21 protein-coding genes and 3 tRNA genes are annotated in these 25,905 nt (G+C 74.5%); 15 read left to right on the top strand and 9 right to left on the bottom strand.

Going from position 1 to position 25,905, the window contains the following annotated elements; genetic code table 11:
- Nucleotides 1-29: 29 nt before the first annotated feature.
- Nucleotides 30-1,895: an APC family permease gene (locus IE295_RS23840; protein ID WP_190065791.1), complete on the bottom strand. Its 1,866-nt coding sequence runs from the start codon at nt 1,893-1,895 to the stop codon at nt 30-32.
- A 270-nt stretch (nt 1,896-2,165) separates the two neighbouring features.
- On the opposite strand from IE295_RS23840, the gene IE295_RS23845 reads away from it, so the two are divergent.
- The gene (locus IE295_RS23845) at nt 2,166-2,720 is read left to right on the top strand and encodes a hypothetical protein (RefSeq protein WP_224322896.1); all 555 of its coding nucleotides are present in this window, start codon (nt 2,166-2,168) and stop codon (nt 2,718-2,720) included.
- A 33-nt stretch (nt 2,721-2,753) separates the two neighbouring features.
- On the opposite strand, the gene IE295_RS23850 is transcribed toward IE295_RS23845, so the two are convergent.
- Nucleotides 2,754-3,671, bottom strand: coding sequence for an oxidoreductase (locus tag IE295_RS23850; protein WP_190065792.1), 918 nt, complete (start codon nt 3,669-3,671; stop codon nt 2,754-2,756).
- 103 nt (nt 3,672-3,774) lie between these two features.
- On the opposite strand from IE295_RS23850, the gene IE295_RS23855 reads away from it, so the two are divergent.
- From IE295_RS23855 to IE295_RS23865, 3 genes are all read left to right on the top strand, one after another.
- Nucleotides 3,775-4,443, top strand: coding sequence for a hypothetical protein (locus tag IE295_RS23855; RefSeq protein WP_190065793.1), 669 nt, complete (start codon nt 3,775-3,777; stop codon nt 4,441-4,443).
- 141 nt (nt 4,444-4,584) lie between these two features.
- Nucleotides 4,585-5,370, top strand: a complete 786-nt coding sequence (locus IE295_RS23860) for a sulfite exporter TauE/SafE family protein (protein WP_190065794.1) — start codon at nt 4,585-4,587, stop codon at nt 5,368-5,370.
- A 169-nt stretch (nt 5,371-5,539) separates the two neighbouring features.
- Nucleotides 5,540-6,478, top strand: coding sequence for a trypsin-like serine peptidase (locus IE295_RS23865; protein ID WP_224322895.1), 939 nt, complete (start codon nt 5,540-5,542; stop codon nt 6,476-6,478).
- A gap of 23 nt (nt 6,479-6,501) precedes the next feature.
- On the opposite strand, the gene IE295_RS23870 is transcribed toward IE295_RS23865, so the two are convergent.
- Nucleotides 6,502-7,200 carry a SanA/YdcF family protein gene (locus tag IE295_RS23870; RefSeq protein ID WP_190065795.1) on the bottom strand — a complete coding sequence of 233 codons (699 nt, stop codon included), beginning with the start codon at nt 7,198-7,200 and terminating at the stop codon, nt 6,502-6,504.
- A gap of 103 nt (nt 7,201-7,303) precedes the next feature.
- On the opposite strand from IE295_RS23870, the gene IE295_RS23875 reads away from it, so the two are divergent.
- The 4 genes from IE295_RS23875 (at nt 7,304) to IE295_RS23890 (ending at nt 13,419) form a co-directional block, all read left to right on the top strand.
- Nucleotides 7,304-8,644: a deoxyguanosinetriphosphate triphosphohydrolase gene (locus IE295_RS23875; protein WP_190065796.1), complete on the top strand. Its 1,341-nt coding sequence runs from the start codon at nt 7,304-7,306 to the stop codon at nt 8,642-8,644.
- Between the two features lie 157 nt (nt 8,645-8,801).
- Nucleotides 8,802-10,067 (top strand): NAD(P)/FAD-dependent oxidoreductase, encoded by a 1,266-nt coding sequence (locus IE295_RS23880; protein ID WP_190065797.1) that lies wholly within the window; start codon nt 8,802-8,804, stop codon nt 10,065-10,067.
- A gap of 89 nt (nt 10,068-10,156) precedes the next feature.
- Nucleotides 10,157-12,070 (top strand): DNA primase, encoded by a 1,914-nt coding sequence (dnaG, locus tag IE295_RS23885; protein WP_190065798.1) that lies wholly within the window; start codon nt 10,157-10,159, stop codon nt 12,068-12,070.
- Nucleotides 12,071-12,294: 224 nt separating this feature from the next.
- Nucleotides 12,295-13,419: an RNA polymerase sigma factor gene (locus IE295_RS23890; protein ID WP_190066004.1), complete on the top strand. Its 1,125-nt coding sequence runs from the start codon at nt 12,295-12,297 to the stop codon at nt 13,417-13,419.
- A 41-nt stretch (nt 13,420-13,460) separates the two neighbouring features.
- On the opposite strand, the gene IE295_RS23895 is transcribed toward IE295_RS23890, so the two are convergent.
- Together IE295_RS23895 and IE295_RS23900 are read right to left on the bottom strand one after the other, a co-directional pair.
- A complete protein-coding gene (locus IE295_RS23895; protein ID WP_190065799.1) occupies nt 13,461-14,897 on the bottom strand; it encodes an FGGY family carbohydrate kinase in 1,437 nt (478 codons plus the stop codon).
- 42 nt (nt 14,898-14,939) lie between these two features.
- The gene (locus IE295_RS23900) at nt 14,940-15,227 is read right to left on the bottom strand and encodes a YtxH domain-containing protein (RefSeq protein WP_190065800.1); all 288 of its coding nucleotides are present in this window, start codon (nt 15,225-15,227) and stop codon (nt 14,940-14,942) included.
- 235 nt (nt 15,228-15,462) lie between these two features.
- Here IE295_RS23900 and IE295_RS23905 point away from each other — a divergent pair.
- The 3 genes from IE295_RS23905 (at nt 15,463) to IE295_RS23915 (ending at nt 15,865) form a co-directional block, all read left to right on the top strand.
- A tRNA-Asn gene (locus tag IE295_RS23905) sits at nt 15,463-15,535 on the top strand.
- A 5-nt stretch (nt 15,536-15,540) separates the two neighbouring features.
- Nucleotides 15,541-15,613: transfer RNA gene (locus IE295_RS23910), tRNA-Asn, on the top strand.
- 178 nt (nt 15,614-15,791) lie between these two features.
- Nucleotides 15,792-15,865: transfer RNA gene (locus IE295_RS23915), tRNA-Ile, on the top strand.
- Between the two features lie 170 nt (nt 15,866-16,035).
- Here IE295_RS23915 and IE295_RS23920 read toward each other — a convergent pair.
- From IE295_RS23920 to IE295_RS23935, 4 genes are all read right to left on the bottom strand, one after another.
- Complete coding sequence (locus IE295_RS23920; RefSeq protein ID WP_224322894.1) at nt 16,036-17,514, bottom strand: ABC transporter ATP-binding protein; 1,479 nt, start codon at nt 17,512-17,514, stop codon at nt 16,036-16,038.
- Between the two features lie 161 nt (nt 17,515-17,675).
- Nucleotides 17,676-18,506: an ABC transporter permease gene (locus tag IE295_RS23925; RefSeq protein ID WP_190065802.1), complete on the bottom strand. Its 831-nt coding sequence runs from the start codon at nt 18,504-18,506 to the stop codon at nt 17,676-17,678.
- Nucleotides 18,503-19,513: an ABC transporter permease gene (locus IE295_RS23930; RefSeq protein ID WP_372478779.1), complete on the bottom strand. Its 1,011-nt coding sequence runs from the start codon at nt 19,511-19,513 to the stop codon at nt 18,503-18,505. The genes IE295_RS23925 and IE295_RS23930 overlap by 4 nt, the downstream gene beginning before the upstream one ends.
- The gene (locus tag IE295_RS23935) at nt 19,510-21,063 is read right to left on the bottom strand and encodes an ABC transporter substrate-binding protein (protein WP_190065803.1); all 1,554 of its coding nucleotides are present in this window, start codon (nt 21,061-21,063) and stop codon (nt 19,510-19,512) included. The genes IE295_RS23930 and IE295_RS23935 overlap by 4 nt, the downstream gene beginning before the upstream one ends.
- A gap of 274 nt (nt 21,064-21,337) precedes the next feature.
- Here IE295_RS23935 and IE295_RS23940 point away from each other — a divergent pair, with 274 nt between their 5' ends.
- The 4 genes from IE295_RS23940 to IE295_RS23955 all read left to right on the top strand — a co-directional run bounded on the left by IE295_RS23940 (nt 21,338) and on the right by IE295_RS23955 (nt 25,903).
- Nucleotides 21,338-22,330 carry a TauD/TfdA family dioxygenase gene (locus IE295_RS23940; RefSeq protein ID WP_190065804.1) on the top strand — a complete coding sequence of 331 codons (993 nt, stop codon included), beginning with the start codon at nt 21,338-21,340 and terminating at the stop codon, nt 22,328-22,330.
- A gap of 141 nt (nt 22,331-22,471) precedes the next feature.
- Complete coding sequence (locus tag IE295_RS23945; protein ID WP_190066006.1) at nt 22,472-23,461, top strand: ornithine cyclodeaminase family protein; 990 nt, start codon at nt 22,472-22,474, stop codon at nt 23,459-23,461.
- Entirely contained in the window at nt 23,452-24,840 is a 1,389-nt protein-coding gene (locus tag IE295_RS23950) for a type III PLP-dependent enzyme domain-containing protein (protein ID WP_190065805.1), read from the top strand. Before IE295_RS23945 ends, IE295_RS23950 begins: the two co-directional genes overlap by 10 nt.
- A 37-nt stretch (nt 24,841-24,877) precedes the next feature.
- Nucleotides 24,878-25,903, top strand: a complete 1,026-nt coding sequence (locus tag IE295_RS23955) for a cysteine synthase family protein (protein WP_190065806.1) — start codon at nt 24,878-24,880, stop codon at nt 25,901-25,903.
- Nucleotides 25,904-25,905: the final 2 nt, after the last annotated feature.

Here is a 25,905-nt window from a genome sequence, read left to right on the forward strand (position 1 = left end):
CGCGCCCGCCCGCGCCCACTCGCGCCCGCTCATGCCCCGATGCGGAACCGGAGCCGGCAGATCACCGCGTCGGTGTCCCGCCGCACGGCGTGGGCGAGGACCGCGCCGCGCTGGTTCTGCAGCAGCCGCTGCCAGATGCGGGCGGGTTCCACCTCGGGGATGAGCACGGTCACCCTGGTGTCGGGATGCCGGCCGGACAGCTCGCGGACCAGTTCCACGATCGGGCGGCCCAGCGAGCGCGTGGGCGCGGGCAGCTCGACCAGGTCGACGCCGGGGCGCCACAGCTCCCAGTCGCGGCGCAGCGACTCGGCCGCGCGCCGGCCCTCCGCGTCGGGGTGGGTGACGGTCACGGCCATCACCTCGTCGCCGAGCGAGACGGCGGCGGTGAGCGCCTTGCTGGTCAGCCGGGACAGCGAGGAGACCGGGACCACGACCACGGAGCGGCAGCGGTGCGGGGCCTCGGGCACCCGGCCCAGCTCCAGGCGCTCGCCGATCCGCCCGTACGCCCGGTGGACGGCCTCGAATGCGGCCACCAGCAGCGGCAGCGCGATCACGATCAGCCAGGCGCCCTCGGTGAACTTCGTCGCGGTGACCACGACGGCCGAGACGCCGGTGAGCACGGCCCCGAAGCCGTTGAGCAGTGCCTTGCCCCGCCATCCGGCCGACCGGTCCAGGCGCCAGTGCCGGACCATGCCGGCCTGGCAGAGGGTGAAGCCGACGAACACCCCGATGGCGAAGAGCGGTACGAGGGTGTTGACGTCGCCGCCGGAGAGGACGAGCAGCAGCGCGGAGACGGCGGCCAGGGCCAGCACGCCGTGGCGGTGGACCTGGCGGTCGGCCTTGAGGCCGAAGACGTGCGGCAGGTAGTTGTCCCGGGCCAGCAGGCCCATCAGGACCGGCAGCCCGCCGAAGGAGGTGTTGGCGGCGAGGGCGAGCAGGACGACGGTCGCGAACTGCACGACGTAGAACGCCCAGTTGTGGCCGAGCGAGGCGTCGGCGAGCTGGGCGAGGACGGTGACGCCCTCGGCCGGCTGCAGGTGGAAGCGGCCGATGAGCACGGACAGGCCGATCAGCATGACGCCCAGCAGCGCTCCCAGCGCGACCTCCGTGCGCTGGGCCCGGCGGGTGGCCGGGGCGCGGAAGGCCGGGACGGCGTTGGCGACGGCCTCGACGCCGGTGAGGGCCGAACAGCCCGCCGCGAAGGCCTTGAGCAGGAGCAGTGCGCCGACGGCGGTGGCGTCGCCGGACAGCGCGGACGCGTGGCCGGCGGCCGCCTCGGTGCTCGCGGGGGCGTCCCGCAGGAGGCCGGCCACGATCACCGTGAGGATCGAGCCGACGAAGACGGCGGTGGGGACGAGGAACGCCTTGGCGGAGTCCACGATGCCGCGCAGGTTCACGCCGGTGACCAGGGCCAGCACGCCCAGGCAGAGCCACAGCCGGTCGTCCTGGAGGGAGGGGAAGGCGGAGGTGAGGGCGGCGACGCCGGCGGTGACGGAGACGGCCACGTTGAGCACGTAGTCCAGGACCAGGGAGGCCGCGGTGAACAGGCCGGTGCGCCGGCCAAGGTGCCGCTTGGCGACCGCGTACGAGCCGCCGCCGTCCGGGAAGGCCGCGATGACCTGCCGGTAGGAGGCGACGAGGACGGCCAGCAGGGCGGCGATCGCGAGCGTGACCGGCAGCGTGAACCCCAGGCCGTGCGCCCCGGCCGCGGCCAGCACGAGGACGATCGCCTCGGGCCCGTACGCCACCGACGCCATCGCGTCGAGCGACAGGGCCGCCAGGCCCTGGGTGGCGGTGAGCCGGTGCCGGTCCTCGGCGGCCCGCGCGGCGCCGGTATCGGGCGGCTCTTCGTCGCCGGTGCCCGCGGCGTGCTCCGAATTGGCCAGCATGGACATCTTTTGTCGTACCTCCGTTGGGTCGGAGGCTCAGACTGCGCCCGGGCCGGCGGGGGCGCGTCGTTTCTTGGCGGCGTCTTGGCGGTTTTCGACGGATCTTCTACGGAGTCTTAACGCGTGGGGCCATCACCCGGGCCAGGGCGCGTCAGCGCGGCGCAAGGATTGGCCAAAACCACGTCAGCGCGCCGTCAACGTCGGCGCCTTGGCGCGGCGGACGGCCCTAGCGTCAGCAGTATGGGACGGCGACCGACATTACGGACGCGTGCGCGCGTGCGCGAGGGATACGGCCGGGGCCCGGGGGAACGGGCACCGGCCCGTGGCGTGCTGGCGTGGGACCGCACGTGGCGGCGCGAGGCGCGCTGCGCCTGGCGGTGCGGGCTGGCCCTCGGCGGGGTGCTCCTCCTCGCCGACCTGGCCCGGGGCAGCCTCGACGCGGCGCGCGGCCTGTGCTGGACGGCGCTCGGCGCCGCGCTCGTCGCCGTGCTCAGACCCGTACGGATCACGGTGGGCGCCGACTGGCTGGCCGCCCGCGGCCTCCTGCGCGAGCACCGCGTCCGCACCGACCTGCTCACCCAGGTGCGGCGCGCGGACGGCATCGCCCCCCGCCTCGTGCTGCGCGACGTCGGCGGCAACCGCGTGGAGCTGGACCCCGGCGTCCTCACCGCGAACCCCCTGCTCTGGCACCACCTCGAGACGGGCGCGCGGCGGGCCCGCGAGCGCGGGCTGCTGCGGGAGGGAGCGGTGGCGCTGGCCGCCCTGGCCGAGCGCATCGACGGCGAGACGACGCGGGCGGTGCTGCGGGCGTCGGGGCTGGAGCGGGGCTAGCCGTCACCCCGCCGCGCGGGCAAGGGATGCCTGTCAGTCGTACGTGACGCCCGTCATCCGCTCCGACACCGCCCACAGCCCCGCGCTCGCCCGGTCGTCCCGCGTCCAGGCGGCACGCGGCGAGGGGGCGGGGGCGCCGCGCCAGAGCATTACGCGGGGCCCGAAGAAGTCGTCCTGCCGGACCCCCGGCGCCGTGGCGGCGTAGAGCGAGGGCAGGGCGCCGTCCTCCGCGCTCTGCGCGAGGACCCGGTTGAGCAGCTCCGCCGCCCGCTCGGCCCACGCCCGGTCCTCCATGCGCGCCCCGGCCGTCTGCAGGTTGGTGGCCGCGTAGCCGGGGTGGGCGGCGACCGCGACGACGTCCGAGCCCTCGGCCTTCAGGCGCCGGGCCAGCTCGTGGGTGAAGAGGAGGTTGGCGCTCTTGGAGCGGCCGTAGGCGATCCAGCGCCGGTAGCGGTGGTCCATCTGCACGTCGCGGGGGTCGACCGTCCCCAGGAAGTGCAGCCCGCTGGAGACCGTCACCACCCGGGCCCCTGGGCCGGCCTCGCGCAGCAGGGGCAGCAGCAGGCCGGTCAGCGCGAAGTGCCCCAGGTGGTTGGTGCCCAGCTGCATCTCGAAGTCGTCGACCGTCCTGCGGTGCGGCAGCGCCATCACCCCGGCGTTGTTGACCAGCAGGTCCAGCCGGTCCTCCTTCAGGTCGGCCGCGAAGGCCCGCACCGACGACAGGTCCGCGAGGTCCAGCCGCGCCAACCGCACGTCCGCGCCCGGAACCTGGGCCCGCATCAGCTCCTCGGCGGCCTCGCCGCGCGTGACGTCCCGGCACGCGAGCACCACCCGCGCCCCGCGCCGGGCGAGCTCCCTGGCGGTGACGAACCCGATCCCGCTGTTCGCCCCGGTCACCACGGCGGTACGGCCGCTCTGGTCGGGGATGTCGCTCGCGTTCCAGCCGTTCATTTCCGCTGTGCTCCTCGCTCACGAGTGCGTAGCCGTCCCTCACGCCCCAGGCTACGGGAATATGTTCGAGCAGTCGGGCGGGGGTCGTTGGTAGCGTCGCGGCATGTCGCGTACTCATGAAGCATCCGAACCGACGAGCCGGCCGCGGATGCCGGTCACCCCCGAGGACCTCGAGGACGTGGTGCGGCAGGCCGTCGCCGTCCTGCGCCGGGCCCCGCAGGAAAGGTGGGGGGAGAAGGCCGGCTCGCTGGAGTGGGACTGCTGGGAGACGGTCGAGCACCTGGCGGACGACATGTTCTGCTACGCCACCCAACTCGCGCCGCACTCCGGCGCCTTGAACGGCTACGTGCCGTTCCTGATGACCCGGCAGCGCGAGGGCGGCCCGAACGAGACCCTCCACGCCGAGCGGGACGCGGGCGTGGACGGGCTGGTGCAGGTGCTGGAGGCGAGCGCGGGGCTGCTGGTGGCCATGGTGCGGACGAGGCCGCCGGAGACGCGGGCGCACCACTCCTACGGCGCCTCCGACCCCGAGGGCTTCACGGCCATGGGCATCGTCGAGGCCCTGGTGCACGTGCACGACATCGCCGCCGGGCTCGGCGTGGCGTGGCAGCCCGACGCCGGAGTCTGCGAGCGCGTGCTGCGCCGGCTCTTCCGCGACCTTCCCGTCGGCGACGACCCCTGGCAGACGCTGCTGTGGGCCACCGGCCGGCTGGAGCTGCCCGGGCTTCCGCGGCGCGAGTCCTGGCGCTGGAACGGCACGCCCCTGGACTGACGCGCGTTCCTGGACTGACGCGCGCCCTTGGGCCGAACGCGCGCCCCCGGTCCGGCGACCGGGTCAATCACCCCGCCGCCAGGGGTGATTGGCCGGACCGCGGGGGACCGGCCCCCCGGCCGTGCGCGTACGATCGCGCCGGTGATCCCCGACATATCGCTGACCACGCTGGCCGTGCTGTGCCTCACCGCCGCGGCGGCCGGGTGGATCGACGCCGTGGTGGGCGGCGGCGGCCTGCTGCAGCTGCCCGCGCTGCTGGTGGGGCTGCCGCACACGGCGCCCGCCCACATCCTCGGCACCAACAAGGCCGTCGCCATCTGGGGGACGACCGCGGCCGCCGTCGCCTACGCCCGCAAGGCGCCCGTGGACGTACGGACCGCCGCGCGGATCGGGCTGGCGGCGCTCGGCGGCTCGCTGGCGGGGGCCTTCTTCGCCGCGGGCATCGACAGCGCCGTGCTGCGGCCCCTGATCATGGCCGTCCTGCTCGCGGTGCTCGCGTTCGTGCTGCTGCGGCCCACGTTCGGCACCACGGCCGCGGACCCCGCCCCGCCCACCCGGCGCCGCGTGCTCGCCGCGATCGGCGTCGCGGGCCTGGGCATCGGCTTCTACGACGGGCTGATCGGCCCCGGCACCGGCACCTTCCTGGTCCTCGCGCTGGCCGGGATCCTGCACATGAACCTGGTGACGGCCTCCGGCACGGCCAAGATCGTCAACGTCTGCACCAACGTGGGCGCCCTGGTCACGTTCACCGCGCAGGGCGCCGTGCTGTGGCAGGTGGCGGCCCCGATGGCCGTCTTCAACCTCGCCGGCGGCGCGCTGGGCGCCCGGATGGCCCTCAAGCGCGGGAGCGGCTTCGTGCGGGGCGTGCTGGTCGTGGTGGTCCTGGCGCTGGTGTGCAAGCTGGCCTACGACCAGTGGGGCGGGTGAGCCGGTGTCCGGTGGGGCGGGTGAGCCTGCGTCACCCCGTACGGACCGTGCCGCGCACCGCCCCGTCGATCATGCGCACTACCGACCATGCGCAAAATGACCATGCGGAATACAGCCCGGTGCACGGCAAACACGCCGGATGCGGTTAGCCTGTCGCTACCTTCCTGACGTGGTGGGGGTGCTCGTGCGTTTCTCCCGGTGGAGCCGGGCCCGGTGGGTCCGGGCGCTGTTCGCGGGGTTGTATGTGGTCGCGCTCGCCGCGGCCGTGCCCCGAGGGGCCGGCGGACACGGCCGCGACGACGGCTGGTCCAGCGAGGAGGCCCGGCGGTTCTGGGGCCCCGCGCGGATGTCCACGGCCACCGTGGACGACGACGCGGACGGCGACAAGGACGGCGCCCAGCGGATCACCGGCAGCGCCCGCCACTTCGACGGGATCCCCACGGTGGGGGTGCTCTTCTACGTCGGCGAGGACATGAGGGACCACCACTGCACCGCCAGCGTGGTGCACAGCCCCAAGGGCAATCTGATCGTCTCGGCCGGCCACTGCGGCTTCGGCGACGACGCCGCCTTCGTGCCGGACTACCGCCAGGGCGAGAGCAAGCAGCCGTACGGGGTGTGGGCGGTGGACCGCTCCTTCGTCGACCCGCGGCGCGAGGACACCGGCGACGGCTCCGACCTCGACTTCGCCTTCGCCACCGTCAAGGCCGACAGCCGGGGCCGCCAGCTCGAGCGCGTCACCGGCGCCAACCGCCTGGTCCGCACGCCCGGCTACGTCAACCGGGTCACCGTCATCGGCTACCCCAGCTCCGAGAGCGACCCCGCCGACCGGGCCATCCGCTGCACGGCCATGACCGGCAGGCTGCCCGGCCACCGGCAGATGACGATGCGCTGCGACGGCTTCTACTCCGGCACCTCGGGCAGCCCCTGGCTGGCCAACTACGACGAGAAGACGAGGACCGGCGACCTGATCGGCGTCCTGGGCGGCCTCAACGGCGGCGGCCCCGACGGCGAGGAGAGCGACAAGGTCTCGTACAGCCCCATGAACGACGACGAGATCTTCCGGCTCTACGTGGACGCCATAAACGGGCGCGAGCCCCAGCGCGCCTGACGCGCCCGGGGCCCGCCCGCCTGCTACTTCCTCGCGCCGGCCAGCGCCCGCTCGACGCCCGGCTCGTGCGGGCCCAGGAACGCCGGGCTGGGCCGGACCAGCGCGTCCAGCGCCGCCTTGCCCGCGGCGAAGACCTCGCGCGCACCGCCCGCGTACCAGGTGGCGTTGCGCGTGGCCTCCACCCCGACGCCGTACGAGTCGATGCCCGCGGCCTCGCACAGGGCCACCGCACGGCGTATGTGGAAGTCCTGGCTGATCAGGACCGCATGTTTCACGCCGAAGATCCGCTCGGCGCGGGCGCAGGAGTCCCACGTGTCGAAGCCGGCGAAGTCGCTGACGATCCGCTCGTCCGGCACGCCGTGCCGGATCAGATACGCGCGCATCGCGTCCGGCTCGTCGTAGTCGCTGCGGCTGTTGTCACCGGTCACCAGCACCACGCGCACCTTGCCGCCGCGGTAGAGCTCCGCCGCCGCGTCCAGGCGGTGCGCCAGATAAGGGGAGGGTTTGCCCTCCCACAGCCCCGCACCGAAGACCATCGCCACCGGCGCGGACGGCACCGCGCCGATGTCGCGCACCCGGGGCGTGCCCGAGACGTACACCCACGTGGCGGGCAGCAGACCCAGCACACAGGCCGTCATGACGGCCCACACCAGGTGCCGTCTGCCGCTCGTGGTGGCGGGCAGCCGCAGGCGCGCCCTTCGCACCCGACCCGCGATATCCATGAGACCTCCCCCGTTCGCGATGGGTCAACGCCGCGGACGTCCGGCTGGTTCCCGCCCCCCACGCGCATCGCTGCTGTCACACCCTGCGGCTACCGTCGGGGGTATGAACGGCAGCACAGCGGGGACCGCGTCAGAGCACAACGGCATCGCAGGCTACGAGGAGCCGGACCTGGAGCGCTGGGCGCCCGAGCCCGACAAACGGCCCGGCCGCACCGCCTTCCAGCGCGACCGGGCGCGCGTGCTGCACTCCGCCTCGCTGCGCCGCCTGGCCGGAAAGACCCAGGTCGTCACGCCCGGCGTGAGCTCCCAGGCCTGGGACGCCAGCCCCCGCACCCGCCTGACCCATTCGCTGGAGTGCGCCCAGGTGGGCCGCGAGCTGGGGGCGGCGCTCGGCTGCGACCCCGACCTCGTCGAGACCGCCTGCCTGGCCCACGACCTCGGCCACCCGCCCTTCGGGCACAACGGCGAGCAGGCCCTCGACGAAGTCGCCGGGCCCTGCGGCGGCTTCGAGGGCAACGCCCAGTCGCTGCGCCTGCTCACCCGGCTCGAGCCCAAGCGCTTCGCGCCCGACCCGGCCACGGGCGAGCTGGTCAGCGTCGGCCTCAACCTCACCCGCGCCGCCCTGGACGCCGCGACCAAGTACCCGTGGCCCCGCGGCGGCCACCCCGCCGACCCGGCATCCCGCAAGTTCGGCGTCTACGCCGACGACGTCCCCGTCTTCCGGTGGCTGCGCCAGGGCGCCCCCGGCCACCGCCAGAGCTTCGAGGCACAGGTCATGGACTGGGCCGACGACGTGGCCTACTCCGTGCACGACGTCGAGGACGGCCTGCACGCCGGCCACCTCGACCCGGCCGTCCTGCTCGCCGATCCCGAGCGCCGCGAGGTCTTCGCCGTCGCCGCCGGCCGCTACGCCCCGGGAGCCGACCCCGACGAGCTCGCCGAGGCCCTCGACCGCCTCCTCGAGCAGGAGTGGTGGCCGCACGGCTACGACGGCTCCGCGGTCGCCCAGGCCCGGCTCAAGGACGCCACAAGCCAGCTCATCGGCCGTTTCTGCCTCGCCGCCGAGGGGGCCACCCGGGCCGCCTGGGGGCCCGGCCGGCTCACCCGCTACCGCGCCGAGCTGGAGGTGCCGCGCGCCACGCGCCTGGAGTGCGCCGTCCTCAAGGCCGTCGCCGACCGCTACGTCATGCAGCGCGAGGACCAGGAGAAGCTGCGCGCCGAACAGCGCGTGGTCATCGCCGAGCTCGGCGCCGCGCTGGCCGCCCGGGCCCCCGAGGGCCTCGACCCGCAGTTCCGCACGCTGTTCGCCGAGGCCGCCGACGACGCGGGGCGGATGCGCGCGGTGGTCGACCAGATCGCCGCGCTGACCGACGGCTCGGCCCGGAGCCTGCACGCCCGGCTCGTGGGGGCCCGCAGCGAACTGCCCACCGTGCCGCGGGAGTAACCCCGTACGGCCCTTGCGGGCCGCACCCGGCCCGGGGTAGTCCCTCTACCGGCGCCACGCGGGGTGCGGGACTCTCGGCAGTGGCTCTTTCCGTCCGGGGACGACAACCGCGGACACGCCGGCGACCGGTGTGCCGCGCGCAGCGAGGAGGCAGCAAGTGGTGGACGCGAACCAGACGTTCGTCATCGTCGGAGGGGGCCTGGCCGGAGCGAAGGCGGCCGAGACCCTCCGGTCCGAGGGCTTCACCGGCCGGGTGATCCTCATCTGCGACGAACGCGAGCATCCGTACGAGCGCCCGCCGCTCTCCAAGGGCTACCTGACGGGCCGCGACGCCCGCGACAGCGTCTTCGTCCACACCCCCGACTGGTACGCCAAGGCCGACGTCGAGCTCCACCTCGGCCAGCCCGCCGTGCACCTCGACCGGGCGGCGAGGACCGTGCGCCTGGGCGACGGCACCGTCGTCCACTACGACAAGCTGCTGCTGGCCACCGGCTCCGAGCCCCGCCGCCTCGACATCCCCGGCACCGGCCTGGCGGGCGTCCACCACCTGCGCCGCCTCGCGCACGCCGAACGGCTGCGCGGCGTGCTGTCCTCCCTCGGCCGCGACAACGGCCACCTCGTCATCGCCGGCGCGGGCTGGATCGGCCTGGAGGTGGCCGCCGCCGCCCGCCACTACGGCGCCGAGGTGACCGTCGTCGAGCCCGAGCCCACCCCGCTGCACACCGTCCTGGGCCCCGAGCTGGGCCAGCTCTTCACCGACCTGCACAGCGAGCGCGGCGTCCGCTTCCACTTCGGCGCCCGCCTCACCGAGATCGCCGGCCACGACGGCATGGTCCTGGCCGCCCGCACCGACGACGGCGAGGAGCACCCCGCCCACGACGTCCTCGCCGCGATCGGCGCCGCCCCGCGCACCGCCCTGGCCGAGGCCGCCGGCCTGGCCCTCGTCGACCGCGCCGACGGCGGCGGCATCGCCGTCGACGCCTCGCTGCGCACCAGCGACCCCGACATCTACGCCGCCGGCGACGTCGCGGCCGCCGAGCACCCCTGGCTCGGCACCCGCCTGCGCGTCGAGCACTGGGCCAACGCGCTCCACGAGGGCCCGGCCGCCGCCCGCGCCATGCTGGGCCGGGAGGTCTCCTACGACCGGGTGCCCTACTTCTTCTCCGACCAGTACGACCTGGGCATGGAGTACTCGGGCTACGCGCCGCCCGGCTCGTACGACCAGGTGGTGTGCCGGGGGGACGTGGGCAAGCGCGAGTTCGTCGCCTTCTGGCTGTCCGAGGGCCGCGTGCTCGCCGGGATGAACGTCAACGTGTGGGACGTCACCGCGGACATCCAGCGGCTCATCCGCGCCGGCGCCCGCCCCGACCCGGAGGCCCTGGCCGACCCGTCCGTCCCGCTGACCGCGCTGGCGGCGGGGTGAGCGCGATCCACACCGCGCTGGTGCCCGTCGCGGAGGCCGGGGAGGGCGCGGGGGACGGGAGTGTCGGTGGGCCACCGTAGAATTCACGCGTGGCAGGCAGGATCAACGATGACGACGTGAAGGCGGTCCGGGACGCGGTCCCGATCGACGCCGTCGTGTCCGAGTACCTCCAGCTGCGCAACGCCGGCGGCGGCAACCTCAAGGGCCTGTGCCCCTTCCACGACGAGAAGTCCCCGTCCTTCCAGGTCAGCCCCGCCAAGGGGCTCTTCTACTGCTTCGGCTGCCAGGAGGGCGGGGACACCGTCGACTTCATCATGAAGATCGACCACCTCTCCTTCGCCGAGACCATCGAGCGCCTCGCCTCCCAGGCCGGCATCACGCTGCGCTACGAGGAGGGCGGCTACACCCCCGGCCGCCAGCAGGGCGAGCGCATCCGCCTGGTCGAGGCCCACAAGATCGCCGCGAAGTTCTACGCCGACCAGCTCTCGAGCCCCGAGGCCGAGATCGGCCGGAAGTTCCTCGCGAGCCGCGGCTTCGACCAGGCCGCCGCCGAGCACTTCGGCGTCGGCTACAGCCCCGCCGGCTGGGACCACCTCACCCGCTTCCTGCGCGGCAAGGGCTTCAGCGACAAGGAGCTGCTGCTGTCGGGCCTCGCCCAGGACAGCCGCAGCGGCAAGCCCATCGACCGCTTCCGCGGCCGCCTGATGTGGCCCATCCGCGACATCACCGGAGAGGTCATCGGCTTCGGCGCCCGCAAGCTGCGCGACGACGACAACGGCCCGAAGTACCTCAACACCCCCGAGACGGCGATCTACAAGAAGTCGCACGTCCTCTACGGCATCGACCTCGCCAAGAAGGACATCGCCAAGACCAACCGCGCGGTGGTCGTCGAGGGCTACACCGACGTCATGGCCTGCCACCTGGCCGGCGTCACCACCGCCATCGCCACCTGCGGCACCGCCTTCGCCGGCGACCACATCAAGATCCTGCGCCGGCTGCTGATGGACAACGCCGCCTCCGAGGTCGTCTTCACCTTCGACGGCGACGCCGCCGGCCAGAAGGCCGCCCTGCGCGCCTTCGAGGACGACCAGAAGTTCGCCGCCGAGACCTCCATCGCCATCACCCCCGGCGGCATGGACCCCTGCGAGCTGCGCCTGGCCGAGGGCGACGCCGCCGTGGCGGCCCTCGTCGACGCCCGTACGCCGCTGTTCGCCTTCGCCATCCGCCAGGTCGTCGCCCGGCACAACCTCGACACCGCCGAGGGCCGCGCCGCGGCCCTCGAGGCCGCGGCCCCCATCGTGGCCAACATCAAGAACGGCGCCATCCAGCACGAGTACGCCGTGCAGCTCGCCGGCATGCTCGGCATCCTCGACACCCAGTTCGTCGTCCGCCGCGTGGGGCAGCTGGCCCGCTGGGCCCGCGAGCGCGGCCAGCGGCCGGACCAGGCACGCTCCCCGCAGCGCACGGCGGCCGCCGCCGTCCAGGCCGCCCCGGCGCAGGCCCGGCCCGGACCCGCGCTCAACCTCCGCAGCCCCGCCCAGCTCACCGAGCGCGAGCTGCTCAAGCTCGCCCTGCAGCACCCCCAGCTGGTCGCCCCCGCCTTCGACGCCTACGGCGAGGACGAGTTCACCGCCGCCCCCTACGTGCTCGTACGCCGCGCCATCGAGCAGGCCGGCGGCGTCACCCAGGCCGTCGCCCAGGCCGACTCCGGCTACCTCGCCAAGGTCCGCGACGCCGCCCCCGACGACACCGTCCGCTCGCTGGTCACCGAGCTCGCCGTCGAGGCCGTCCGCGCCAAGAACGTGGACGAGGCCTACGCCGGGATGCAGCTGGTCCAGGTCCGGCTGCGCGCGGTGGAACGCCGCGTCAAGGACGTCCAGGCGAGCATGGTGCGCCTGGGCAGCCAGGCCGACCCCGACCACCTGGCGGCCGTGGCCAACGAGCTGTGGGTGCTGGAGCAGTACGGGCGTGCCCTGAAGGACCGCGGCGCGGCCGCGCTGTAACCGCCCGGTCACCGTCCGGGCTCAGAAAGTGCCCGCACGCCCCTCGTGGCGGGCCCGCGTCGTGCCCCACACTGGTGGGCGGTGCCCGCTTCCTCGGAGCGCGGCGGTCCGGCCGGCCGGACCCGGACCCCTCCGCGACTCGCGCGGGATCCCCGGCACGGGAGGCGGCCGAGCCGCCGTAGCGCTTCGAATGCTCCGCCGCATGTTCTGCCGCCTCAGCAGCGATCACCCTGGAGGTCGCCCCCGTGCAGACCCGGACCCCGACCCTGCCTCAGGCCCAGGCCGATCCGGCACCGACCGTGCCGCAGCAGGCCGAGCCGCCCGCGTCCGAGACCCTGGCCCCCGCCGAGGAGCCGGCCCCGGATCGGGCCCCCGGACCCGACCGGGACACCGCTCCCGGCCCCGCCCCGGACCGGGCCGCGCGGGCCGACACCAGCGGGCCGTCCTCCGACCTCTTCCGCCAGTACCTCCGCGAGATCGGCCGCATCCCGCTGCTGTCGGCCGCGGAGGAGGTGGAGCTGGCCCGCCGCGTCGAAGCGGGCCTGTTCGCCGAGGAGAAGCTGAGCACCACTCCCGACCTCGACACCCAGCTCGCCCTCGACCTCGACCGCCTGGTGGTCCTCGGCCGGATGGCCAAGCGCCGCCTGATCGAGGCCAACCTGCGGCTCGTCGTCTCCGTCGCCAAGCGCTACATCGGCCGCGGCCTGACCATGCTCGACCTCGTCCAGGAGGGAAACCTGGGCCTGATCAGGGCGGTCGAGAAGTTCGACTACGCCCGGGGCTACAAGTTCTCCACCTACGCGACCTGGTGGATCCGCCAGGCCATGTCCCGGGCGCTGGCCGACCAGGCCCGCACGATCCGCGTCCCCGTGCACGTCGTGGAGCTGATCAACCGCGTGGTGCGGGTGCAGCGGCGCATGCTGCAGGAGCGGGGCTACGAACCCACCCCCGAGGAGGTCGCCGCCCAGCTCGACCTCTCGGGTGAACGGGTCAGCGAGGTGCTGCGCCTGGCCCAGGAACCGGTGTCGCTGCACGCCCCCGTGGGCGAGGAGGACGACGTCGCGCTCGGCGACCTCATCGAGGACGGCGACGCCACCTCCCCCGTGGAATCGGCCGCCTTCCTGCTGCTGCGCGAACACCTCGAGGCCGTGCTCTCCACGCTCGGCGAGCGCGAGCGCAAGGTCGTCCAGCTGCGCTACGGCCTGGCCGACGGCCGGCCGCGGACGCTGGAGGAGATCGGGCGGATCTTCGGGGTCACCCGCGAGCGCATCCGCCAGATCGAGTCCAAGACCCTCAACAAACTGCGCGACCACGCCTTCGCCGACCAGCTGCGCGGCTACCTGGACTGACCCGGCCGCCCGGGCCGCTACGTGCCCCGGCCGACGGCGCGCTAGACGGCGTCGAAGGCCCCCGGGTGGGTCTGCTCGCGCACGGCCGCGTACTGCTGGCGCACCGCCTGCCCCACCGGCATTTCGTCCGCGCCCGGCTCGAAGACCTGGCTGGCGGCCGAGGGCCACAGCGGGGGCTGCTGCGGGGACAGCACGCCCTGCTGCACTCCCAGCGCCCAGGCGGCCTGCCGGGCCGCGCCCAGCGCCGCGTAGTCCGCCGGCTGCGGCACGACGACCTGCACGCCGAACAGCGACGGCGCGATCGCCTGCACGGCCGGCAGCTCCGCCGCCGCGCCCAGCAGGAAGACCCGGCGCACCTCGACGCCGCGCCCGCGCAGCACGTCCAGCGCGTCCGTGAGCCCGCACAGCATGCCCTCGAAGGCCGCCCGCGCCAGGTGCTCGCGCTTCATGCTCTCCCGGCGCAGGCCGGTCAGCGTGCCGGCCGTGTGCGGCAGGTGCGGGGTCCGCTCGCCCTCCAGGTACGGAAGCAGCACCATGCCGTACGAGCCGGGCGAGGACATCATGGCCAGCTCGGAGAGGCCGTGCAGGTCCGTGCCGAGGAGCTCGGCGGTGCCGCGCAGGACGCGCACGGCGTTGAGGGTGTGCACCACGGGCAGGTGCATGCCGGTCGCGTCGGCGAAGGAGGTGATGGTGCCGGTGGAGTCCGCCAGCGCGGAGTGGTGCACGGCGAAGACCGAGCCGGAGGCGCCCAGCGAGACCACCGCGTCGCCCAGGCCCACGCCCAGGCCGAAGGCCGCCGCCATCGTCTCGCCCGTGCCCGCCGAGATCAGCAGCCCCTCGGGGGTGTGACCGGCCGGCTCGGCGGGGGCCAGCACGTCCGGCAGCGCCGCCTGCCGGCCCAGCGCCAGCTCCACCAGGTCCGGCCGCCAGCTGCCGGTCGCGGCCGACCAGAAACCCGTGCCGGAGGCGTCACCGCGGTCCGTCGTACGGCGCAGCGGGCGGCCCAGCAGCTGCCAGACCAGCCAGTCGTGCGGCTGCAGCACCGCCGCCACGCGCGCGGCGGACTCGGGTTCGTTGCGGGCCAGCCAGCGCAGCTTGGCCACCGCCTGCGCCGCCTGCGGCACCGTCCCGACGGCCTCGGCCCACGCGGCCCGGCCGCCCAGCGCGTCGGCCAGGTCGGCGGCCGCCGCCTGGACGCGCTTGTCGTTGCCGAGCAGGGCGGGGCGCACGAGCACGCCGCCGGCGTCGAGCGTGAGGAGTCCGTGCTGCTGGGCGGAGACGCCGATGGCCTGGACGCCCTCCAGCAGCCCGCCCGTGGCCGCGTCGCCCAGCGACATCAGCCACGCCTGGGGATCGCCTTCCGGGACCGACGTGGGGTGGGGTGCGTACCCCTGCCGGAGCACAGTGCCCGTGTCCGCGTCACAGACGACGATGCGCGTGCTCTCCGAAGAACTGTCCAACCCGGCGACTATGCCCATGCCGAGATGATGCCAAACACCCGGCCCCGACGGGGCATCCGGTTACGTGTTGCTCGTGCCCCAGTCGTCCTCGTCGCCGGCGCGCTGCTCGCGCAGGGAACGGATCCGGCCTGCCACCGAGCCCGGCAGCCGGTCCCCGATCCGGTCGGCGGCCCTGGTCGCGAGGGCCCGGCCGTTCACGGCGGCGGTCTCGACGCTGTTGCGCACGGCGGGATTCTGCGCGACCCGCTGCGCCCCCTTGCGCAGCGCCTCGTACCGCTCGCGCCCGGCGCGCGCGCCGAGCACGTAGCCGACAGCCACGCCGGTGATGAACGTCAGCCGGTAGCGCATGGCGCCCCTTCCTTCCGCTTCCCTCGGACTCTTCCGGACTCTTCCCGGGTCTGCGAGGGCTTCCGCCCCGGACCCGCCGTGCCCGCCGCCTACCCGGCCGGACCGATGGTCACTCCCGGTGCCGGGGGATACCGATTGGCGGAGCACCCCCCTGCTTGCGCTAATCTATGTCTCGCAGCGAGCGCCCGCCGCCCGGGAGACCGGTTCGGAGGTGCATTCGAGGCACACGCGACATTCCCCTGTAGCTCAATTGGCAGAGCAGCCGACTGTTAATCGGCAGGTTACTGGTTCGAGTCCAGTCGGGGGAGCGCGGTCCCCTGTAGCTCAATTGGCAGAGCAGCCGACTGTTAATCGGCAGGTTACTGGTTCGAGTCCAGTCGGGGGAGCAGTGAGACGAGGACCCCTCCGGGGTCCTTTTTTCATTCCGGAGGGAACCGAACGGCCGTGATCGAAGTCCTCATGGTCAGACCGATCACACGATACGGCCCCTCCGGGGCAGCAGATCGTATGAGCGGCTATGCTGCGGCAGACGGCGCGCACAGATGTGCGCGACGCGCCGTGAACGGGGCGGTAGCTCAGCCGGTTAGAGCAGCGGACTCATAATCCGTCGGCCGTGGGTTCGAGTCCCACCCGCCCCACTTCACGATGCAGGTGCAGAAACGATGCGACCTGCGGTTTCCTTTGCCCCGACCGGTTCCGACCGGGCGGGGCATCGTGCTGTCCGGGGGCGGTCGCGGGCGGCGGCGGGGGCGGGGCGGCGCGACGTGACGCAGATCTCGGGCGGGGGTCCCGTTGCGCGGGGGATGGTCTAACGGTTCGCTGGCATCAGATGCCCGGTGGGCCCGCTCGCGGTGACGCGGCCCGCTTCGAGGACGTGGACGGTGTCGGTGTAGGCGGCGACGAGGTGGAGCTCGTGGCTGACCAGGACGACCGTCAGCCGACGGGCGGCCCGGAGGCCGGTGAGGAGCTCCATCACGGCCGTGGCGGTGCCGGGGTCGAGGGCGGAGGTGACCTCGTCGCACAGCAGGACGTCGGGGGCACAGGCCAGGGCGCGGGCGATGGAGACGCGTTGGCGCTGTCCGCCGGAGAGTTCGTGGGGCCGGCGGCGGGCGATGTCGGCGGGCAGGCCGACGTCGTCGAGGAGTTCGGCGACCCGCCCGGCGATGTCCTCCTTCGCCGCGATCCGGTGCAGGCGCAGGGGCCGGGCCAGGGTGGCGCCGACGGTACGGGCGGGGTTGAGGGTGCCGAGGGGGTTCTGCGGGACCAGTTGAACGCGGCGCTGCATGGTCCGGCCGCGCTTGCGGGCCGGGGCGGGCAGGGGCCTGCCGTCGAGCGTGAGGGTGCCGGCGTCCGGCGACCGCAGCCCGGCGAGGACGCGGAGCAGCGTGGTCTTGCCGGATCCGGAGGGGCCGACGATGCCGGTGGCGCTGCCCGGGGCCGCCGCGAAGTCCACTCCGGCCAGGGCCCGGTGCGGGTGTCCGCGCCGGGTGAACCTCACCTCGAGGCCGTGGGCGGCCAGTCCGGTCCCTGGCGGGTCGCCCCCGGTCCCGGCCTCGGCCCCGGCTCCGGCGCGGACCGGGCGGGCCTTGGGCACGGCCGCCGGTCGTGGCGCCGGTCGTGGCGCCGGCCGGATGGCCTTGCCGAGCTCCACGACCTCGTCGGCGCAGCGGGCGACCAGGTCCGGGTCGTGGCACGCGAGGACGACCGCCATGTCGCGGGTGGTGGCGAGGAGTCGTAGGAGGTCGGAGATCTCGTCGCGCAGGGCGGTGTCGAGCCCCGCCGTGGGTTCGTCGAGCAGGAGGACGTCGGGCCGGCGGGCGAGGGCGCGGGCCAGGGCCACCCGGCGCTGCTGTCCGCCGGAGAGTGTGCCCGGCCTGCGGTCGGGCAGCCCGTCGCCGACGGGCAGGCGGCATTCGGCGAGCAGGTTCCGTACGGTCCGGGGGGACGGGTCGACGGCGGTCTCCGCGACGAGCCGACGCACGCGCATACGGGGGTCGAGGGCGGATCCGGGGTCCTGGCCGACGTAGGCGACGCGGTGGCGGCGCAGATGCCGCAGCCGCTCCGGGGAGAGGGTGAGGACATCGTGGCCCAGGACCTCGATCCGTCCCGCCGAGACGTGGGCACCGGCGGGCAGGTCGCCGATGAGCGCGCGCAGCAGCGTGGACTTGCCGGCGCCGGAGGGGCCGGTGAGGGCGGTGATCCGGCCCCGCCGGAGGGCGAGCCCGGCCCCGGCGAGCAGCACCGGCCCGCCGGCCAGGCGGATCTCCAGGTCGGTGACGCTCACCACGGTGGGGGACCCCGCGGCCGAGGTCTCGGTGGTCGGATTGCCGCCGGTCGGGGAACCCGCGGCCGCAGAGCCCGCCGCCAGGCCGTCCGCCGCCGAGGCATCGACCCAGCCCGCGCCAGGGCCCCCCGCGCCAGTGCCCTCCGCCGAAGGTCCGTGCGGCCTCATCGCGTCCCCGCCTTCGCTCGCCGCAGGCGCGCGGTTGGGGTGAGGGCGTCGGCGGCGAGGTTGACGCTGACGGCCAGGAGGCCGATGGCGAGGCTGGGGGCTACGACGGCCCAGGGGTTGAGGAGGGCGCCGGGGGCGTTCTCGCGGATCATCAGGGCCCAGTCGGGGGCCGGGGGGCGGGGGCCGAGCTGGAGGAAGCCGGCCATGGAGATGACGTAGACGGCGGCGACGAAGCGCAGGCCGAACAGGGCGAGGACGGTGGAGCGCAGGTTGGGGAGGATCTCGCGGAGCGCGAGGTGCCACAGTCGTTCGCCGCTCGCGGTGGCCGCCTCGACGAAGCCGGAGGCGGCGACGGGTGCCGCCGCGCCGGCGACGACGCGTACCGCGTACGGCACGCCGAGCGCGGTGGCGGCGGTCATGACGGCGAGGCGTCCGCCGCCGGGCCAGGCCAGGGCGAGCAGCATCACGCCCAGCACGGGCGGCAGCAGCATGGCCACGTCGGCGCCGCGCTCGACGAGCCGGCCCAGGGTGGGGGTGAGGACGGCGAAGCAGCCCAGTACGGCGGCCAGGGCGGTGACGAGCACGGCGACGACGAGCGCGCTGCCGATGAGGGCGCCGCCGCCGTGCAGCATGCGGCTCAGTACGTCGCGGCCGAGCTGGTCGCCGCCGAGGGGGGTGTCGGTGCCGGGTGGGGCGTAGGGGGTGGTGACGGGAGCGGCGACGGGGTGGGGGGCGAACAGGGGGCCGGTCAGGGCGAGCAGGGTCAGCAGGAGACCGGGGGCGACCGCGAGCGGCACCCGGGCCGGGGCGATGGCGGCGGCCCTCACGGCCGGGCTCCCAGGGTGCGGGCCCGGACGAGGTCGGCACCGAGCAGGACGAGGCTGATGACGGCTCCGGTGCAGGCCACGACCGCGGCGATGACCGGGGTGTCGCGGTCGGCGACGGCGCCGGACAGGACGGTGCCCAGGCCCGGGTAGTTGAAGAGGGTCTCCACGACGACCGCGCCGCCCAGCAGCATGCCGGTGGAGGTGGCGGCGCCGGTGGCGATGGCGGGCCACGCGCCGGGCAGGGCGTGGCGCAGCAGGACGCGGCGCGGGGACAGTCCGTCCAGCCGGGCGGCCGTCACGTGGGGGGCGTCGGCCTGGTCGGCCAGGGCGCCCCGGACGATGCGGGCGTTCCAGCCGGCCTGGGGGACGGCGAGGGCCAGGACCGGCATGACGAGCATGGTCCAGGAGGCGGGCGAGCCGTCGGGGGCGGTGAGGGTGACGGGGGGCAGCCAGCCGGTCCACAGGGACAGGGCGAGCAACAGGCCCACGGAGACCACGAATTCCGGCAGGGCCAACGCGATGCCGCAGGCGAGGCCGAGGATACGGTCCACCGCGCCGCCGGGGCGCAGCGCCCCCCAGCAGCCCAGGGCGAGGGCCGTGACGAGGGTGACGGCGAAGGCGGTGGCGCCGAGCAGGAGCGTGTTGGGGAAGGGTGCGGCGAGCAGGCCGGTGACGCGTTCGCCCCGGGCCGAGGTCCCCAGGTCGCCGGTGGGCAGGGCCGTCATCCAGTCGCCGAACCGCTCCCACACCGGCCGGTCGAGGCCGAGCAGGTGGCGGCGTGCCGCGGTGCCGGCGGCGCTCTCGCCGCGCTCGGAGGTGGCCGTGGCCGCGTCGCCGGGCAGCAGCTCGATCGCGGCGAACACGACGGCGAGCAGCACGCTCAGCAGCAGGGCGCGCTGGGCGAGGACCAGGCCCGCGCGGCCGGCCGCCGCCAGGGCGCGGCGCGGGGCCGGGGCGGCCGTGGCTTCGGCGGCCGCCCCGGCCCGCCGTATCGCGGCCTCGTTCACCGCGCCAGCCAGACGTTCTCGAGCTGCACGCGTCCGTAGCCGGGCAGCTTGGGCAGGTTGCGGACCGTGGGGCCGGCCAGGTCGATGCCGTCGGCCATGCCCCACACCAGATAGCCGGACTTCTCGTGTTCGATCTTCTGGAGCTCGCGCAGGGCGGCGGCGCGGGCCTTGGCGTCGGCGGTGCCGACGACCTTGCGGTACGTGTCGTCGAACCGCGGCTCCGACCAGCCGGCCTCGTTCTGGCCGGCGCCGGTGACCATGGTCTTGGAGGCGAAGAACACCACGGAGTCGTTGGTGCCCCAGTAGGTGGTGTACAGCGCGCCCTTGAGCCAGGTCTTGTCGTAGAAGGTGCCCGATTCCTGCTTGACGACCTTGATCCTGATGCCGGCCTCGCGGGCCTGGCCGGCGAAGAGGGCCGCGGACTCGGCGAGCCCCGGTATGTCCTCGGTGGTGACGAGCTCGTAGGTCTTCGAGAGGCCGAAGTTCGCCTCTTCGAGCAGCTTCTTGGCCTTGGCGAGGTCCCGCTTGCGCTGGGGGACGTCGTCGGCGTAGGCGGGGTCGCCGGTGCCGAGGATGTCGTTGGCGACCGTGCCGTAGCCGGAGAGGACCTGCTTGACCATGGCCTCGCGGTCGACGACGAGCCGCATGGCCTCGCGAACCCTGGCGTCTGCGAAGGGCCCGTCGGCGGTGCGCATCACGATCGGCATCGCCATGTCGTCGGGGCGCCGTACGACCTGGATGTCCTTGCGCGAGGCGGCGGTGCGGGCCGCGACGGCGCCGGCGTTGGAGGCGACGTCGATCTGCCCGCCCAGCAGGGCGTTGGCCATGGCCTGGGGGCTTTCGAACATGGTCACCTCGATGGCGTCGAGGTGGACCTGCCCGCCGTGCCACTTGTCGTTGCGCAGCAGACGGGCGTTGCCGCCGCGGAACCAGTCGAGCGTGAACGGTCCCGTGCCGGGGGCCTTGGCGAGCTCCTTGTCGGAGGTGCCCTTCTTCAGGACGAACGTCGTCAGGCGGGTGAGCAGCGGGAGTTCGGCGTTGGGCGTGTCGGAGACGAGGACGACGGTGCCCCTGCCGTCGGCGGTGATGCCGTCGGCCTTGATGCCCGGCAGCCGGGCCGCGCCGGAGGGGGTGTTGCGCAGTCTGCGCAGCGACCACACGACGTCGTCGGCGGTGACCGGTGAGCCGTCGTGGAAGGCGGCGCCCTTGGCGATCGTGAAGCGCCAGGTCTTGAGGTCGTCGGAGGCCTTCCAGCCGGAGGCGAGGCGGCCGACGGTGTTGGTCTTCAGGCCCGGTGCGGTGAGGGTGTCGTAGACGAGCGAGATGATCAGGTAGTCGCTCTCGTTGGCCTGGGTTCCGTGCGGGTCGCGGGTGGTGGCTGAGGCGCGGCCGAGCGCGCCGATGCGGAGGGTGCCGCCCTTGCGAGGGGTGCCGGAGGCGGAGTCCGCCGGCCGGGAGGTCGCGTCGTCGCCGTCCCCGCAGGAGGTGAGCAGCGCGGCCGCGCCGATGCTTCCGCCGGCCCACAGTGCCTGGCGCCTTGTCCAATTCACGTCGGCCCTCGTTCCTGTGAAGTTGTTGTTACTTAGGGTTGGCTACCCTAAAACCGGCCCTGATCGCAACTATGGGTGCGCCGTGAAGCGAAAGCTGATTCTCCGTCAACCTCCGCTTTCTAGGGGCGAGTTGGGCGGAACCCGGGCGAAGGTGACTACCTCTTAGTAAGGTTTGCCTTGCCTAATTTCGGTGGTACTTTCCTGGTCGACCGCTGATGTGCACACCGCGTTTCCGCCACAGCCCCCACCGCCAACGGAAACGGATGACCTCGCCATGAGCACGGGAGTCGCACCTGTCCGCCCGCTCGACGCCGCCTCGGCGGCCGAGCTCCACCGGGCCGCCGCCCGGATCCTCGCCGAATGCGGCACCTCCGCCACGTCCCCCCACCTCCTGCGCCGCGTCGCCGAATCGGCGGCGGCCCTCCCCGGCCCGGCCCGGCGCCACCTGCGGCCGGCCGACACCGACCACGGGCTCTTCGTCCTGCGCGGCCTGGCCGTCGACGACGCCGCCATCGGCCCCACACCCGCCAGTTGGGCCACGGCCGGGGACCGCGGCGCCCTCCACGACGTCGTCCTGCTGCTGCTCGCCACCGCCATGGGCACCCCCCTCGCCTGGGAGGGCCAGCAGGGCGGGCGCTTCGTCCACAACATCGTCCCCGCCCCCGGCCACGAGCGGGAGCAGACCGGCGCCAGCAGCGACGTCCTGCTCAGCCCGCACACCGAGGACGCCTTCCACCCCGGCCGCGCCCACCTGCTGCTGCTCGCCTGCCTGCGCAACCCCGACGGCGTCGCCACCACCGCCGCGAGCATCCGCAGGGCGCGCACGCCGGACGCCGACGTCGCCACGCTCACGCGGCCCGAGCTGCCGATCCTCCCCGACGCCGCCTACGCCCGGGCGCGGGGCTTCGCCGGGCGCCCGCCGGACGTCCCCACCCTGTGGCGGTCCGAGGACGGCCTCACCCTGCGCTTCGACCCCGCCTACACCCCGCTGGAGAAGGCCGGCCCCGCCTACCGGGCCGCGTACGCGCGGCTGGAGGCCGAACTGGCCCGCGTCTCGGTGGCGGTGAGCCTGAACCCCGGCGAGGTCCTCGTCCTCGACAACGACCTCGTCGTCCACGGCCGCGTCCCCTTCACCGCCCGCTACGACGGCACCGACCGCTGGCTCAAGCGCGCCTCGGTCCGCGTCCCGGGCCGCCGCACCCGCCCGCCGGCCGAGGCCGCCGAGCACGGCTACGGCCAGATCGCCGTCGAGGCCCACGTCCGCTGATCACCGACCGGCAGACAGGAGCGAGACATGACCGGCACCGACCCCACCAGCCCCCGGATATCCGCTGAAGAACCCCGGATACCCGCCGACGACCCCCGGATATCGGGCGAGGATCCCCGGATACCGGCCGAAGCCCCCCGCATGGCCGCCGACGACACCACGCTGTGCCTGCTGTCCACCAGCGACCTCGCGGGCATCGAGATCAGCCCGGCCGACGTCCTCGCCACCGTCGAGGACGCCTACCGCACCCTGGCCGCCGGCCGGTCGGACAACCCGCGCAAGCTCACCGTCAAGCCCGCCGACGGGCACTCCGTCGCGTACGCCATGCTCGGCCGCGACGGCTCCCGCGACGTCGTCGCCGTCAAGACCTCGTACAAGCACGGCCTGGCCAAGGGCCGCGACGACCAGCACTACTACACCGCCCTCACGCTCTACGACGACGTCACCGGCCTGCCCGTGGCGATGATGGACTGCGGCCGCGTCGGATCGCTGCGCACCCCGGCCGTCTCCGCCCTCCTCGCCCGCGAGCTCGCCACCCCCGGGGCGCGCGCCGCGCTGGTGATCGGCACCGGCACCCAGGGGCGGCTGGCCCTGCCGTTCCTGCTGACCGCGCTGCCCGGCCTCGAGCGGCTGATGCTCTTCGGCACCCACCCGGCGGGCATCGAGGCCGTACGCGCCTCCCTGCGCGCCCATGCGCCCGGCCGGGACGTCGAGGTCGTCGCCGACGTACGGGCCGCGGCGGCCGAGGCCGACGTCGTCGTGGCCACCGCCGGCGCCCACACCCCCGCCGCCGTCGCGGCCGGCGACCTCGCGCCCGGCACCCTGGCCGTCCTGGTCGGCCACGGCCTGGCCCCGTCCACGCTGCACCGCGCCGACCGCGTCGTGGCCACCAGCGAGGCCCAGATGAGCGTCACCGGCACCGACATGGCGGACGCCGACGGGAAACTGCCGCCCGTCGACGCCGAGTTCCCCGCGGTCCTCGCCGGCGCGGCGGCCGGCCGCACGGCCCCGGAGGAGCGGATCTTCGCCTACAACAGCGGCCTGGTCGTCACCGACATCGCCCTCGGCCACCACTTCGCCCGCCTCGCCCTCGAGCGGGGCCTCGGGACGCGGGTGGCGCTGTGGCGGTGAACGGCACACCCCCGACGGCGGCCGCACTCCCCACGCTCCCCGCGTACCCGGACCCCGCCACGGACGAGGTCCTCGACGGCGGCCTCCTCCACGAACTGGCCCACGCCTTCGGCGGGCCCTTCCACTTCCTCCTCCCGCACCGCTTCGACGCCAACCTCGCCGCGTTCCGCGCGGCGCTGGACGACGCCGGGGTCGACGGGCGCGTGTACTACGCGAAGAAGGCCAACAAGGCCGCCGCGTGGATCGAACGCGTCGCCGCCGCCGGGGCCGGGGTGGACGTCGCGAGCCCCGGCGAGCTCCGCGAGGCGCTGGGGCACGGGGTGCGCGGCGAACACCTCGTGGTGACCGGCCCCGCCAAGCACGAGGAACTCCTGCGCGTGGCCGTCCTCCAGGGCGCCCTGATCGCCGTCGACACCCTCGACGAACTCGACCGCGTCGCCGCCCTGGCCCGGGCGGGCGCCGCCCGCCCGGCCCGGCTGCTGCTGCGCCGGCTCCCCCCGGCCCAGCCGCACAGCCGCTTCGGCATGACCGCCGCCGAGCTCGACGAGGCCCTGACCAGGTGCGTACGGGCGGGCGACGCCGTCCGCACGGAAGGCTTCGGCTTCCACCTGTCCGGCTACGCGATCCAGCCGCGCGCCGACCTCGCCGGCCACCTCGTGGACCTCTGCCTCACGGCGCGCGCCCGGGGCCTGCGGGCCGACCGGATCAGCATCGGCGGCGGCTTCGCCGTCGACTACGCGGCGGCCGGCGACTGGCACGCCTTCCTCGCGGCGCAGCGGCCCCGGCACTACCACGCCGGCAAGGCCTTCCCCGCCGCCGGCTTCTACCCGTACCACTCGCCGGTCGCCGGAGCCGGCGCGCTGCGCGCCGTCCTGGCCGCCGTGCCCGAGGGCGGCCGGGACACCCTCGCCGGCAGGCTCCGCGCGACCGGCACCCTCCTGCTCGTCGAGCCCGGCCGCGCCCTGCTGGACCGGGCCGGCTCCTCCGTCTTCCGCGTCCAGGGCGTCAAGGACCGCGACGGCTACGCGATCCTCACCGTCGACGGGACGAGCCTGAGCCTGTCCGAGCAGTGGTTCAACAGCGAATACCTCCCCGACCCCGTGCTGGTGACCCCGGCCGGCCGGGCCCTGGGCCCGGGCGTCCACCCCGCGTGCGTGGGCGGTGCGACCTGCCTGGAGCCGGACCTGCTCACCTGGCGGAAGATCCCCTTCCCCGCCCGCCCCTCGACCGGCGACCTGCTGGTCTACCCCAACACGGCGGGCTACCAGATGGACTCCAACGAGTCCCCGTTCCACGACCTGCCGCTGCCGCCCAAGGTCGTCCTCGACGGCGCCGGCCCGCGGCCGCACTGGCACCTGGACCGCCGTCCCCCGCACTGACCGGCCGTCATCCCCCACTGCCCCAGGAGCCGTTCCCATGAACGAGGCACTGATGCGCCCCGCCGTGGTCTCCCGCATATCCGACCTCATCGGATACACCCCGCTGCTCGAGCTGTGCCGCACCGGGAACGGCAGCCGGCTGCTGCTGAAGCTGGAGATGTACAACCCCACCGGCAGCGCCAAGATCCGCATGGCCCGGCAGATGGTCCTCGACGCCGAGGCGCGCGGCGAGCTGCGCCCCGGCGGCCGCATCGTCGAGTCCACCTCGGGCAACACCGGACTGGGCCTCGCCGTCATCGCCGCCGAGCGCGGCTACGCCTTCACCGCCGTCGTCGACCACCACGCCTGCGCGGACAAGCTGCGCGGCATGACGGCGCTCGGCACCGAGCTCGTCCACGTCGTCGACGACGGCACCGAGGAGCTCGCCACCGCGGCCCGCGAGGAACTCGCCGAGGAGATGGCCCGCGGCCAGGACAACACCGTCTTCACCGAGCAGCACAACAACCCCGCCAACGCCGTCGGCTACCACCCCGTCGCCCACGAGCTCCACCAGGCCCTCGACGGCCGCGTCGACATCCTCCTCGGCGCCGTCGGCACCGGCGGCGCCCTCTGCGGCACCACCCGCGAGCTGCGCCGGCTCGTCCCGGGCGTACGGACCGTCGGCGTCGAGCCCAAGGGGTCCATCGCCTTCGGCGGCCCTGCCCACCCCTACCACCAGTCCGGCACCGGCACCCCCGAGGGCGCCACGATCGGGGCCCTGGTCGACTTCGGCCTGATCGACGAGGGCGTGAAGGTCGGCGACGTCGAGGCCTTCGCCACCGCCCGCGCCGTCGCCCGCACCGGCCTGCTCATCGGAGGATCCGCCGGCGGTGTGGTGTACGAGGCGCTGACGCGTCTGCCGTCCCTGCCCCCGGGCACCACTATGGTCGCCCTCGTCAACGACGGCGGCGAGAAGTACCTGGACACCGTCTTCGACGACGCGTGGATGCGCGCCCGCGACCTGATCGACCCCGCCGTCGAGCGTGAGATCGACGAAACGCTCGCCAAGCTCCGCGAGAACTAGAT

It is taken from the genome of Streptomyces griseocarneus (genome assembly GCF_014655595.1).
GTDB lineage: Bacteria > Actinomycetota > Actinomycetes > Streptomycetales > Streptomycetaceae > Streptomyces > Streptomyces griseocarneus.